Origin of the sequence: Burkholderia sp. Ac-20365 (assembly GCF_017104715.1) — a bacterium.
Classification (GTDB): domain Bacteria; phylum Pseudomonadota; class Gammaproteobacteria; order Burkholderiales; family Burkholderiaceae; genus Paraburkholderia.
This window is the reverse complement of sequence record NZ_JAAGPI010000003.1, coordinates 396,841-409,628: the sequence shown is the minus strand read 5'-3', so window position 1 is coordinate 409,628 and position 12,788 is coordinate 396,841. Positions and strand designations below refer to the sequence as shown.

Annotated in this window: 8 protein-coding genes and 1 pseudogene; 6 read left to right on the top strand and 3 right to left on the bottom strand. The window is 55.8% G+C overall.

The window, feature by feature from the left end:
- Positions 1–65: 65 nt before the first annotated feature.
- Together G3O01_RS08155 and G3O01_RS08150 are read right to left on the bottom strand one after the other, a co-directional pair.
- The gene (locus G3O01_RS08155) at positions 66–422 is read right to left on the bottom strand and encodes a hypothetical protein (protein ID WP_205804000.1); all 357 of its coding nucleotides are present in this window, start codon (positions 420–422) and stop codon (positions 66–68) included.
- 185 nt (positions 423–607) lie between these two features.
- The gene (locus tag G3O01_RS08150; protein ID WP_205803999.1) at positions 608–2,536 is read right to left on the bottom strand and encodes an AAA family ATPase; all 1,929 of its coding nucleotides are present in this window, start codon (positions 2,534–2,536) and stop codon (positions 608–610) included.
- A gap of 2,378 nt (positions 2,537–4,914) precedes the next feature.
- Between G3O01_RS08150 and G3O01_RS08145 the strand changes: the two genes are divergently transcribed.
- The 5 genes from G3O01_RS08145 (at position 4,915) to G3O01_RS08125 (ending at position 9,838) form a co-directional block, all read left to right on the top strand.
- Positions 4,915–5,808, top strand: a complete 894-nt coding sequence (locus tag G3O01_RS08145; RefSeq protein WP_205803998.1) for a hypothetical protein — start codon at positions 4,915–4,917, stop codon at positions 5,806–5,808.
- A gap of 2 nt (positions 5,809–5,810) precedes the next feature.
- Complete coding sequence (locus G3O01_RS08140) at positions 5,811–6,668, top strand: hypothetical protein (protein WP_205803997.1); 858 nt, start codon at positions 5,811–5,813, stop codon at positions 6,666–6,668.
- Positions 6,669–7,391: 723 nt separating this feature from the next.
- Positions 7,392–8,378 carry a hypothetical protein gene (locus G3O01_RS08135; RefSeq protein ID WP_205803996.1) on the top strand — a complete coding sequence of 329 codons (987 nt, stop codon included), beginning with the start codon at positions 7,392–7,394 and terminating at the stop codon, positions 8,376–8,378.
- Entirely contained in the window at positions 8,356–8,895 is a 540-nt protein-coding gene (locus G3O01_RS08130; RefSeq protein ID WP_205803995.1) for a hypothetical protein, read from the top strand. Before G3O01_RS08135 ends, G3O01_RS08130 begins: the two co-directional genes overlap by 23 nt.
- A 121-nt stretch (positions 8,896–9,016) precedes the next feature.
- A complete protein-coding gene (locus tag G3O01_RS08125; RefSeq protein ID WP_205803994.1) occupies positions 9,017–9,838 on the top strand; it encodes a hypothetical protein in 822 nt (273 codons plus the stop codon).
- 371 nt (positions 9,839–10,209) lie between these two features.
- Here the strand turns inward: G3O01_RS08125 and G3O01_RS08120 are convergent.
- Positions 10,210–11,049 (bottom strand): annotated as a pseudogene (locus G3O01_RS08120) (IS5 family transposase).
- Between the two features lie 57 nt (positions 11,050–11,106).
- Here G3O01_RS08120 and G3O01_RS08115 point away from each other — a divergent pair.
- Positions 11,107–12,126, top strand: coding sequence for an IS110 family transposase (locus tag G3O01_RS08115; protein ID WP_205804101.1), 1,020 nt, complete (start codon positions 11,107–11,109; stop codon positions 12,124–12,126).
- The last annotated feature ends 662 nt before the right edge of the window (positions 12,127–12,788 follow it).

Sequence of the window (12,788 nt, the reverse complement as noted above, 5' to 3'; positions counted from 1 at the left end):
TTTCGAGAGCTGCAATTGACGGCGAGGGCTGGCGAGGAGTGTTTCGCCTCACCGCGAATGTGGCGTCATAAGTCGAAGTCTTTGCGCAACTCGCGCCGTATGATCTCGATGAACTCGGGCAGGAACGGTGGCAGAGCGGTCAGCGTCACAAAAATGGTACGCGCCGCCATTAGCACTACGAGTAGCTTGACGCCAGTGACAACGCCAGTTGCCACGGCCCGCCAGTCGGGCAGTGCAGCCGCAATGGCGTCGCCGACCTCGTCCGCGCCCCACATGCCCAGGAAGAGAGCGATCAGGACCGTGGCGAACGGCAGCGCCATTGTTACGTAGCCGACAAGATTGATCAACGCGGCGACAACCTCAGGGAGGTCGAAGCTGTCATCGATAATTTTCAGGTCTCGTTTGTTATCCTTTGCTTTCATAAAACTCTCCTTCAGGTAAGTGGTGTTGGACCGGTTAGATAAAGGCGGTGAGTTCCGGTGCCTTTCATCCGGTATCGTTCCAGGATAAGTTTCTCGGCTGACGATGCAAATGTATTGACGCGTCTAACCACTATCGTGAAGACGGTCAGCAAATGACAGGTGTGTGCTTAAACCATCGAACGGCATTAATCAATCAGCACGATCTCAGCCGCGGCTGAAATATCGGTAGGGCGAAGTTCAGCCACGTTTTCCTGCAGCGCTCGAACGGCGGCAAAGTTGATTGCTCGGGAAAATACGGCATCGACATCTGAGATTGAATGACCCGTGAAAATAGAAAGACAACGTTCGGTCACACCGCTTACGATCGTGTAGCGTTGATCGGAGATCTTCTTCAGGCTGGTAATTATGTATTGCCTCAAGTCTTGAAAACTCGGCACGTCAAATCGGATTTTTTCCTCAAATCGCCCGCCGCGAATCGCTGCGCTGTCGAGCCTGTCATAGTGATTCGTTGCCGCAATATAGATGACATCGGCGATACGGCCATCGGCACCGTCAAGCGTCGTCAGGATCCGGTTCGTGAGCGAGACAACGGATGAGTACCGGCGATCAACCAGGATGTCATCCGCTTCATCAATCAGGATTACAACGGGTCGGATATCTTTACCTTCGCGTACCAGTTTGTCCCATGATTCCGGCTTACCGATGATGTTCGCACCCGTGGTTTTCAGAAATGCGTATCCGCTTGTCTTTGCGAGTGCCATCGCCGCCTGGGTCTTGCCGGTTCCGGGCGGCCCGAAAAAAACGAGTCCGGTAGGCAGGCCGCCACCTATCTGTTCGAGCCGATGTATTTGCTTCATCCTGAATGCGAGATCACGCAACGCATTCCGGGAAGCGGGAGGCATAATAATCTCATCAAGGGATTTCACGTCTTCTGGGAGGCGACCACAACGTCCCTGCAGCATGCGCATGGCGCGCATTCCATGATCGAAGGTGACGCGGCCCGGGCCGATTACGCCGTCTCGCTGCATATCTGCAAGGGGGCCACCCACGCCGGCCAGCCGGCTTGCGCTAAAACCCTCCCACCTTGCCGCAAGGCTCGTGATGAGCCTGCTGTCGACCATTCCATAACCCACCGCGTTTCCAATCGATCTGCGCAAAATGGCCCGACGCGCGTCAAGGTCCGGCGGTGGAATTTCAACGCGAAAATCGAACCGACCCTCACGGATTGCCGCAGGATCCAGGCTGTCAATGAAGTTCGTCGCAGCAACCAGCACAACCTGCGTGCCGTGAAGATCAGCGATGTTCGTGAGCATCACGTTGACCAGGTCTCTATCCATCGCATGGGAGCTTTCGCGGGGCTTCACCATGGAATCCATTTCATCCAGGAACAAAATGCACGGCGCGGCCTCTCGTGCCTGTCTGAACACTGCGTCAAGTTTTTGAGGTGTCTCGTTGATCCATTTCGACGCTACATCGCCATAGGTGACTGGAAAGAACGGTACATTAAGTTCACCGCTCAGCGCTTCGGCAAACATCGTCTTGCCGTTTCCAGGTTCGCCAAAGAGCAGGATGCCATTGCGTCCTTCACCGGGACGGTCGATGATGGATTCGCCGGCTGCGAAAAGACGTTTCTTCGTATCGGCCATTCCGACAAGATCGTCAAACGAGTAACGGGCACGGCGAATGTTTCGGGTGAACGAATAGTTAGGCCTAACAGGCTCTTCAGAATGATGTGCAGGTTGTGTCACGGCTTTCCTGCACATGGGCTGCAGAGCGAGATCTGGCGTCGCAATTGCATACCTGCGGATCGTGACCACCGCGATGACGGCAAGACTCCAAATGGCGGCGGCATATACGCTGTACTCATTGAATGCATACAGGAGCCGCAGGATTCCAACGGTAAATGTGAATATACCCAAGCTAATCCACCTGGCACTCGCTGGATTCTGGGCCGAGACGGCGGCGGCAGCCAGAACGGACGTAATCAGCAATACATAAAACTGGTCCGCACCCACGTGCAAGCCAGGGCGCAAGGATCCGACGACAATAAGAACAAACATCGCGACAAAAACCCAACGCAGAATGAGCAGGCCAGGCATATTAAATCGATTCATTTCTCACCTCAAAAAGCAATTCGAAGACGGTTCCAGCCAGCGCGCAACGCTGCAAAACGGCGCGTGCGAGCGCACTGTCACGTATCGGTTGTACCCCTAACGTTGCAAGCGTGGGTTCCCAACGTCAGCCGCCGGTCAGGAATCGGACTCGGCCACGATGGCGTTTTTTCGGAAGTTGCCGACGTGGGCGAGTGCGTTTTGGTTTCGATCTTAGGCATTTGTCTGGTCGCGCGCGAACCCTGGGTCGTTGCATACGCTTCAGTCGTGCCGTGAGACGACGGTGCCAGAGTCGAAGTACTTCTGGCGAAATGGAGGCTGCGATGTAACCGGTGACATCGCCGTGCGTCACCTCGATGACTTCCTGAGCATTTCTGTTGAAAATAAAACGTCTTGATTTCATATCCAGTTTTCCGGTGATAGTGGTAACCGTCGATGATTCCCAGTCCATCTATCGTGTTTGGTATCCTGACGAATCACAGATCGAAGTGGCAAGTGCCGGCTACCGTCCGGCTCCTGTTCCGCCCGCATCTACCGTTGCAGGTAGCACCAGGATCGCACCGGGTCTGCGAGACGCAAGTTCATGGAAAATCTGCTCCATATGAGAGGCAGACCTGAGTTGATCGGAAGGTGCATGAAGGCGTGAATTCCCGGCGCGTTGTGTCGAAGGTCTTGGTTGCCAAGAAATGCGAGTCGGACTAATGCAAGACAGGCTCGTCAAAAATGGGGAACAAGGGAAAGGTGGAGCGCCGAAAACGCGCCGCCCATACCATTTCTGGTATGGGTGCAATACAGCTGATGGATCAGGTCCTGTCTCTTCCGCACAACCAACGGATAAAGACGATCAACGGCCTGACCAAATCGAGGAACAGCTCAAAACATTCAGTCCAGAATATCTTCCAGTAGGTTCTGAAATTTCCCATCGCATTTGCCTCTTGATGTCCGGTTATCTGGCAATTTCGAACGCGCTAATCTGCAGTTGGACTACAAGAGCTTTGGAACTGACTCGAACACGTTTCATGCGCGTCATCCGTTGCTGTCAATGAGCTGGGCGTGTGCACAATCCACAACCACAGCACAACACAGCCGCAACTCAATGCCGATACAGAAAACGCGACACAAATAGCTGGGATTTCGTCACTTCTGCATGGAAAGAAACGCGACCAGATTTTTCCAATAAATTTCATTTGTACTCCATCTCAGATAGTTAAAGAATGTGACCGTCAAGACGGGACGCATCTCGAAGACACCCGACAAGTTTCTATGACGAAACGCCCTACGCAACTTCGCGATACAGAGAGCGAGAAGGCTTGGATTCGTATCAAAACCAGCTGAGATAGAGTGGAAGACGAACAGATTTTTTGGATGGGCAATCGTCTGTCTGGACGTTGGAGAGGCTTCAACACCACTGCAGTCGTCCCAACGCATCGCAACTCGCACACAGGCGTTTCTAGATGAACATGAAATGAAGCACGTAGGGCGTCGGCGGATCAACCGATCGCGGTTTGGCGCGCTCGCGTCCCCTCTCCAGCGGTGTGAAAGCGCGATCGGCGATCTTCTGGTTCCTGACCGTGCCATTTCCGTTAGACGACAACTCACACGTCGCGAGCGGTGTTGACGTTGAAGAATTCTGGTGCGAGAATCCACGCAGCCGTTTGCTCGGCACGATTCACTCGTAATTTCATCGTTGTTCGCTTCGTGGGCTTCCCGTAAAGCGGCGCAAGCAAACTATTGCATCTGCCTGGTCAGGCTGATGCAGCTGAACTCAATCTCGGATCGGGCCATTGTGCTCGCCGAGGTTCAGCAAATCTCCTTCCCGTTTCGATTAACGAACGTCCACTGAACGCGTACCTGACGGCCGCTTTGCCGTCGCGTTGGCGCGCTGTTACGCCACCATTTGCCTTCGTGGATCACGATCAGAATCTCGTCGTCCGCAAATCATCCCGTCTTTTCGCGTCGTCTCGCGGCCGCCCGATCGGCCACGTGTCTTACCCGCTGTGCGTTTGCCCCGTTCATCGATTTCATCGCCTAGGAGTACCCATGTCTGGTCCGCCTGTTTTAGCGCTCATCCTTCAGTTGGAATCGCACTATGGAGCAGCGCCGCCAGCGTCGGACGCTGCATCTGCCCCTGAGGACCAGGGCAGCGAGTCGAGCCTGCTGCGACGTCCGCGTCGCCGTCGCCGCTCGGGGCTTGATGCCTATCGCCATATTGCAGAGAGCTTTATCCGCCGACGTGCTCAATCGGCACACCGGTCGCACTATACATATGCACGCCTTGCGCAATTAATTGAGCGTCATTCAGGTCGCCGTTTTGTAGTATCAACTCTTCAGCGACGGATGGTCGTCTGGGGTCTGATTGATGGAATGGAGCGTTATCAAAAATGAGCAAATCGAACGTGATCAGTGACATCCGCAAGTCGGTGGCCTTGCACGGTGTGCCGAAATCGGAACTCGGCGACCTCCGCAGGACGATCATCACATCGATCGGCACCGAACGCGTGACGATACAGGCGGAGCGGCGATTTCTGGAATGGCGCAAAGAAAACGGTCTCGACCTTAATGGTCCCTATCTCAAGGCTGAGGTACTGGAATTTATACAGGAGTATGCGGAGATGCACGTTCAGTCGGATGTGGATACAACCCGCATTGCGCTGGGCCGGGTCCTGTCGCTCCGGCTACCTCCCGTTGAGAGCCTGATCGAGATAGTCAGGGCAGGGCGTGCTACGCGGTGGGAGGAAGTAAAAGCCGCCACGTCGCACCAGTCCGAGCCCAACGCAGTTTCGACCCTGGTCGCGCTCGACGCCGGCTTGCGCGCTGTGGAATTGCATACGCTGCGCCGCGCGACCGAAATTGAGCCATCTCGCCATCGCGTCTGGCCGCAAACCATGTTTCTGGGTCGACACGACGTGGTGCGGATGATCGTTACCGGCAAGGGTGGATTGCGGCGTCCAGTCGCGTTGTCGCGCTGCCTGGCCGAGGCGCTCGAAGCGCGGCGACGTCCGAAGCCTGTGATCATTGTGGATCGGGGCGTGCGCCTCCAGTCATATTACCGGATCGGTGGTGGTCAGGCATTTAGCCAAAGCTTTTCTGACGCCAGCTTGCGCGGGCTCGGCACTTCCTGCGGCGCTCACGGTCTGCGCCATGCCTACGCCCAGCGCCGGGTGCGCGAGTTGATGGCGTCGAACTATGAATTCATGCAGGCTATCAGGCTTGTTAGCATCGAGCTTGGGCACTTCCGTCCGATTCTGGACTACTATCAACCTCGTCAGGGATGAACATGGGTTGCATCAAATTTCATCCTCCGGGCCTGATCATCCGTGCGGGCGCACGCAAAACATACCGCTTTGCTGTTTATGCTCCCGAGAGCGGGCAGGAGGTCCATGCTGGTACCGACTGGGACGCGGCCTACACGGAGTGGCTAACAATGAGGCGGCGGTCGATGGTTGTCCCGCAGCCCCTTCGGGTGTCGTGGATCGTTACTGAATATGGAGAGCGACACCGCCCTGGAGAGGGCAAGGCGCGCGTCGCGTTCAGCAGGGAAATACGCCTGCTCAATCAGGCTATTCAAGAAATCGGCGACCCGCTCGTGGTGGAATTGAATGATGCCCATTGCCAGGCGTTTCGCCGCGGATCACGGATCGGCTCGGTCAGAACCGAGACGCTGATCAGGAGACTACGCCAAGTGTGGCGATGGGCAGCCAGCGAGGGATTGACGAATGAAGTGTGTCCCTGGATTGCGCGTGTTCAGGACCAGGCTATTCAAATCGAGGTGGTAGATATCGTCGCACGCCACCTTCCTCAGGACATCCTCAACGAATTGTTCCTCCTGGGTCATGGCGCAGAGATGGAAGGCAGGGTGGGCAGGCGCCTTTCCATCGCGCTCGACCTCGCGGTTCGACGCGCGATCGATGAGCTGCTGCGTGCTGGTCGACCAGACCTGGTTCCGGCGGCACGTCGCTGCGAGCCACATTGGCTTATCGATCATCAGCCATCGCGAACTGCCAATTTTTCTTCGGAAGCAGAATTGCTGCTCGACCACGCGAGAGTCACGCACGTACGCGAATGGAGAGCAAAGGTCCGCACCAGACAAAAGGTTATGTCGAATTCGAATTCACGCGACTCAAGCGATGAGTGACGCCGGATCGGAGTTTGCACTGTCTTTACTCTCCCGGCGACGCGGAATGTTTCGTGAACTGTGTGTGTTATGTCAGCATGGAGGGGAAATTGCAAAGGGTGCTTGTTTTTCTTCCAAAGGATAGAGTAATATTGGAACCAGCCATTCGCTTGGCAGTCTTATTCTGATGCAGGGGACTCCCCGGCACGACGTGTAAATTTATGAAGTATTGAATATCTCTATCGGACAGCCATGTCCGATGAGACCAACGGCAGGATGTGAGACGCAAGCGCGTTTCCGCTGCCCCGGAAAGCCCGAACCGCGAAAGCGGTTGCGGGCTTTTTTGTCTTCGCAATCTATCTCTAGCGCGACGGGCGCCAGCCCACATCAACATCCGGATCGGGTTCCCGACCCGGCAGCCATCGCGTTTGCGCTACCCAGGTGGTGCGCGCTTCCGAAATCCATCTCTCTCCGCCGCTATTTCGCGGCCCCATGAAACAGCAACGTTTCCCGCGCAGTCCGGCGGACCTCAGGCTGCCTGCGGGCAGCCGCCACCCGTCAGGGTGTGATCTCTCTCTGCTGGTGCTTCATGCAGTTCGTTGTTCCTTTTTTGATTGTCGATTTGGGTTGGATGCCCGGCTGCCTGGTAACAGGTGCGGGCAAGCTGTCCTGGTGCCTGTTACACGCTATTAAGGGTTGCTAACGACGCAGCGGGGCGTTTGATTAACAGACTGGAGGTTAAGAATGTACATTCCCACACTCGGTTTGGACCCAGGGCACGGGTTTACAAAGTACGCCTATCGTGAGGCAAGCGGGCGCATCTACACAGGTTCGTTCCGTTCACAGGCGATTGCACACGACGAGTCAATGCTTGCCGCATCGATGCGACAGACCCAGACGGGATCATCTGTCAAGACAGTGATGGTCGACGGAAAAAAGTTTGATGTCGATGTGACCGAAAACTCGCCCATCAGAAAATCGACGGGCGAGAGGAACGAAACCAACGACTTTGCGGGACGCCCCGAGCATCGCGCGCTGGTGTTCGCGACGCTCGCTCATCTCGACGCCACCCGTGTCGGGACCCTGGTCATGGGGCTGCCCATGCACAGGTTTTCACGATACGCGGAAGACCTTCAGAGAACTTTCCAGGGCACGCTTTCATTCGGGATGCGCCACGTATTGGTGGACCGGGTGCTGATTGTTCCCGAACCTGTCGGGTCGCTCCTGACCCTTACCGCCAAGGGCGATGCAAGCCTCGAGGGAGCGACGACCTGTCTGATCGACGTTGGTCACTACTCAGTCGATTGGCTCATCAGTCAAAAGTACTCGATAAGTTACGAACGTAGCGGTGGCCGCCCAGGTGGTGCAAGCCATGTGTACCGCGCCATGGCCGAGGGCCTGTCGGCGGAGCTCGACGAACCCTATGAGGGCATCGACCAGATCGAACTTGCGCTGAGGACTGGCACCCCGCTGCAGGCCTTCGGCCATCCCGTCAATATCCAGCGCTTTCTGGCGTGCGCGACAGAACGAACCCTGGATACCGCGCGCTCGATACGTGCCAGGGTGCGTAGCGCGGAGGATCTCACGCTGATCCTGACGGGTGGAGGCGGTCATCTGTACCGGGATGCACTATCCAAGGTGTTTCCAAAGAATCATCTCATCGAGTTACAGCAAAGTCGGTTCACAAACGTCGCCGGATTCTTGTTGTATGGCGAACAACACAAGTCATGAGGCCGCAATGACTGCACCTCTAACATTAACTGTGGTGATTCGTGGTCCTGTATACGCATCGCTGGCCGCCGAGCTGTGTTCGCTGCCAGACGCACGCGCCCGAACTGGCTGGCTCAAATGGCTTGCGGAGGAGGGCGTGCGTGCTTCATATTCGAGTTCACATCGCTTTTCACGTGACATGCCGCGGATGCCGCTGAGGCAGCCCGCGGGATCCGGCTGTCAGGTCTTTGATATGCGGGTCACGGTACGGAACGAGGAATTCCCAAGTCTGTACGCCGCCCTGAAGGAGCAGCAAAATCCACGTGCACGCGCGGCGCTTCTGAAGCGCTTCGCAGCGGAAACCTTGCGGTGGATTCGCGACGAATCTGCACCCGTCAGCACGGAAGCAAGCCGAACAGATCTGAATGCGGTATCACCGCCCGAATCGGATCTTCATCTTAATTCGCTTTCACTCCCTCCAGGAACACTACCTACCGACTTTCTTGCCGGCATGGCTGCATTGAAGGCAATTGGATAGGAGCGCGACCGGCCTCGATCTAACGAGATGGACGGGAAGAAGGCCCCCCGACGATGGGATTTTTAAGGATGTCCGGTGGGCATGAAATACCGGGCGACAAAGTTAAATCAACGGAGAGTAAATGAAGAAATGCAACATGGAGCTAGAGGCCAATGCTGTTACATGGGCATTGACCAAGGGATGTGAGCAAGGTCAGTCTGTCAACGCGTGTCTAAGGCAAGCCATCGAGGACGCGATGTCAGTCCCATTTCAGATCATTGGCGATGCGTCGCCCCCCTTTGCCCAGGTGGATGACCCGGATGGTCAATGGCAGTGGGCGGTATTCCAGAATAACGCACCGGGCGTGAGCCAACTCTCCACGATGCGCTCGCTTAAGCGGAAAATCCGGGCGGCACGCGAAATCGACCAGTCATCGTCATTCCATGACAACTGGTTGACAGGGTTCGATCTGACAAAGAAGTCGGGCATCTGGCCGAATACCAGCGTCAATGCTGTACCGGCTGATGAAGGTTACGCATGCGTTTCTGTTTGCCATCGTTTTGTCTTGTGCTCGACTGACAATAAGTCAGCCGGATACTGTACTGTGACGCTGACTCTGATGTCTTTTTGCGACGGTGGTGCTCTCGACGCAGAAATTGAGATTGGGACAGTTTTTATTGATCCGGCATGTCGTGGTATTGGGCTGAGTTATCTGCTCGCGGAGGCCGTTGCCGCTGTCACAGTAAGCATGCTCCGCGAACTTCATCTTCGCCTGGTTTCTAGCAGCGCAAAGGAAGTCTGCAACCTCGAGTTGCACGTTATGGGCCAATGTATTTCCTCCGGCGGAGAACGGTTTCTGGAGATAACGGCGGATCAGTTTGAACAACAATGGTATGAGTTTGTAGATGGCGCGTCAGAGCAAGTCAGGGTTGAAATCACGAAAATCCTGTTTGATGAAGAATAGCAAAGTTGGACGAGTAATACATTGAGATTTGTTCTGCATACTTCAGTTGTTGTCGCGGCCGCGGGATCAGATACGGGAAATGCTTTCCCGGCACGTTCATCCTGCGGCCCCGGCAAAGCCAATGACTGTCTTCGCTCCTGCTAAAGCGCGGGATTTCAACGACAGATGTGACAACATCAGGATTATGTGCATCTGAAGTCCAAACATGGCCGTAGCACCCTATAGCTGACGCCGGATTCTTCATCGCGCTACCGTCGATTCAACTCGTAATTGCGCCAGTGTTGCCCCTGTCAGGAGATCTTAAAGATGTTGAAGCCTTCTATGGCACAGCCTACGTTCGTCTTCGAACGGAAAATCCCGCTTTAGAGGCGTTAACAAAATGAGTTCTTCAGCCTTGGCCAACAGATGATGCAGCAGGCGAGTGTCATGAAGGCTTCGCGGATGAAGGCAAAGGCGTTCGAAGCGGATGCGCAGTCGCCGGAAGTTGTGAAGCCACGAAATGGTTCGTTCGACGACCCAGCGGGTTTTGCCAAGTCCGCTGCCATGAGGCTGGCCACGTCGGGCGATTTCGGTAGCGATGCCGGCTGCGTGCAGCGGACGGCGGTATTTGTCGTGATCGTAGCCCCGATCGCCCTGAACGATGCGGGGCTTCGAAAGCAGCCGGCAGCGCTTGCCGGCAATGGGCGGGATCGCATAAACCAGCGCGTGTAGCTGGGTGACATCGTGACGGTTGGCGCCGGTGAGGATTACCGCGAGCGGGATGCCCTGCGCTTCGGCAATGAGGTGGTGTTTTGAATCGGGTCGCGCGCGGTCAGTGGGATTCGGTCCCGTTTTTGACCTGCACCCACCGCGCGGATCGAGGAGGAGTCGACAACGACACGGGACCAGTCAATCCGGTCGGACTCGCGTAGCTTCGCGAGCAGGACTTCGTGTAGCCGGTCCCAGACGCCGGCAGCCTGCCAGTCTCGTAGACGGCGCCAGCAACTCATGCCACTGCCGCAGCCCATCTCGCGTGGCTGCAGGTCTCAGCGCAGGCCCGTCTGCAAGATGAACAGGATGCCGGTAAGCATGGCCCGGTCATCCAGTGGTTTGCGTCCGGGATACCGTGAGCGGCGAGGTTTGGGTGGGGGCAGCAAGAATGAAATGAACGCGTCCCACCCCCTGATCGCGTAGGAGGAAAAGGAAGGTGAATCCTCTCGTGCCGCCGGCATTGATGTGGAAAACTTGGAAAATACGAAATTTCCCCAAAGCAACCGGAGGATCCAGTGATCAACTGTACGGCAGTCGGTGTGGATATTGCGAAGTCGGTGTTCCAGGTGCACTACGTCGATCAGGAAACCGGGGAGATTGTGAACAAGGCGGTCAAGCGAGCGAAGTTTCTCGAATTCTTCGTGAACCGTGCTACCTGCCTGATCGGAATGGAAGCGTGCGGGGGAGCGCACCACTGGGCTCGCCAACTGAAGAAGATGGGTCACGAGGTAAAGCTGATGCCAGCCGAGTTCGTGAAGGCGTTCAATATCCGAAACAAAAATGATGCCGCGGACGCACGGGCGATCTGGCTAGCCGTGCAGCAGCCCGGCAAGCCGGTGGCAGTGAAGACCGAGATGCAGCAGGCGATGCTGGCGCTACACCGGATGCGCCAGCAATTGATCAAGTTTCGCACAATGCAGATCAACAGCCTTCGGGGGCTGCTGACAGAGTACGGCGAGGTGATGAGCAAGAGCCGCGTGAAGCTGGACAAGGAGATCGCGGAAGTGCTTGAGCGTGTCGCAGAGCGTCTGCCAGCCGTAGTCGTTGACACATTGCGCGAACAATGGAACGGGCTGGCGAAGCTTGATGAGCAGGTGGCGCAGATCGAGCGCCGGATGCGCGAGTGGAAGAAGAGCGACAAGGACGTAAAGGCAATAAGCGAGATTGCGGGTGTCGGTTTGTTGACGGCAACGGCAGTTGTCGCCGCAATGGGCGATGCGAAAGCATTCAAGTCCGGCCGGGAGTTTGCTGCGTGGGTTGGGATCGTACCTAAACAAACGGGTTCAGGTGGCAAGGTGAACCTGCACGGAATCAGCAAGCGAGGCGACACGTATTTACGCACCCTGCTAATCCATGGCGCACGGTCGGTCCTAACGCATGCGAAGGAACCCGGCGAATGGGTTGAGAAGATCCAGAAACGAAGACCGAAGAATGTGGTGATCGTCGCACTGGCAAACAAGATGGCTCGCACGATCTGGGCGGTTCTGGCCAAAAACCGGCCTTACCAGAAGGACTACGTGAGCGTAAAGCCAGTCTGAACGAGTAGTGCGATTTAGAAGATTAACGCTTTAACAAAGGGTGAACGTCGAAAGGTTGCGCAGCAATCGAGTGTGATGACCAGTCAGGTAGGACCTGGGACTCGCAAAACCTGAATTGAACCGGGAGCTCCGAGCTCGTTGCAAGAATGAGGAGCGAGTCAGCGGATTTCATACGGGCCCGCAGCGGCGGTATCGGCTGCATGAAGGCCGGATAGAGAGCTGCAGCCCATCCTGTCAGTCTGAGCACAAGAAAACTGTTGCAAAACGGGACGCGTTCATAGAGACGCGTTCATAGAGGGTTCAATGAGTGCCCACAACTCATCATCGAGTACTTTGGCCGTGGCCTCCTCGTCACCAAAACAATGACGAGGTTCACAGCAATCGTTGGAAGTTAACAGATCAAAGTAATAATTTTGTTAAGGCTTCTTAGTAACATCAAGGCTGGCCTGTGTCGCGCCACAAAAAAGGTTCTCGCGATGGGGATCGATCGCGTTAGCTTTCACACATACAACAAATTAGGTTTGCAAATAAATTGGGGTCTAAACCGTATGATCAGACTGGCACAGTCACAGCATCCCTGCTGACGCACCTCTCGCACGTTGGCACGCCACACGGCATCATCGTAGTTCGAGCACGGTACGTGATTGAACCTGGGAGCTATA

What these genes read in the sequence shown, in the direction of transcription:
- G3O01_RS08155 (WP_205804000.1), bottom strand. Translation starts at nt 422, where the DNA reads ATGAAAGCAAAGGATAACAAACGAGACCTGAAAATTATCGATGACAGC.
- G3O01_RS08150 (WP_205803999.1), bottom strand. Translation starts at nt 2,536, where the DNA reads ATGAATCGATTTAATATGCCTGGCCTGCTCATTCTGCGTTGGGTTTTT.
- G3O01_RS08145 (WP_205803998.1), top strand. Translation starts at nt 4,915, where the DNA reads ATGAGCAAATCGAACGTGATCAGTGACATCCGCAAGTCGGTGGCCTTG.
- G3O01_RS08140 (WP_205803997.1), top strand. Translation starts at nt 5,811, where the DNA reads ATGGGTTGCATCAAATTTCATCCTCCGGGCCTGATCATCCGTGCGGGC.
- G3O01_RS08135 (WP_205803996.1), top strand. Translation starts at nt 7,392, where the DNA reads ATGTACATTCCCACACTCGGTTTGGACCCAGGGCACGGGTTTACAAAG.
- G3O01_RS08130 (WP_205803995.1), top strand. Translation starts at nt 8,356, where the DNA reads ATGGCGAACAACACAAGTCATGAGGCCGCAATGACTGCACCTCTAACA.
- G3O01_RS08125 (WP_205803994.1), top strand. Translation starts at nt 9,017, where the DNA reads ATGAAGAAATGCAACATGGAGCTAGAGGCCAATGCTGTTACATGGGCA.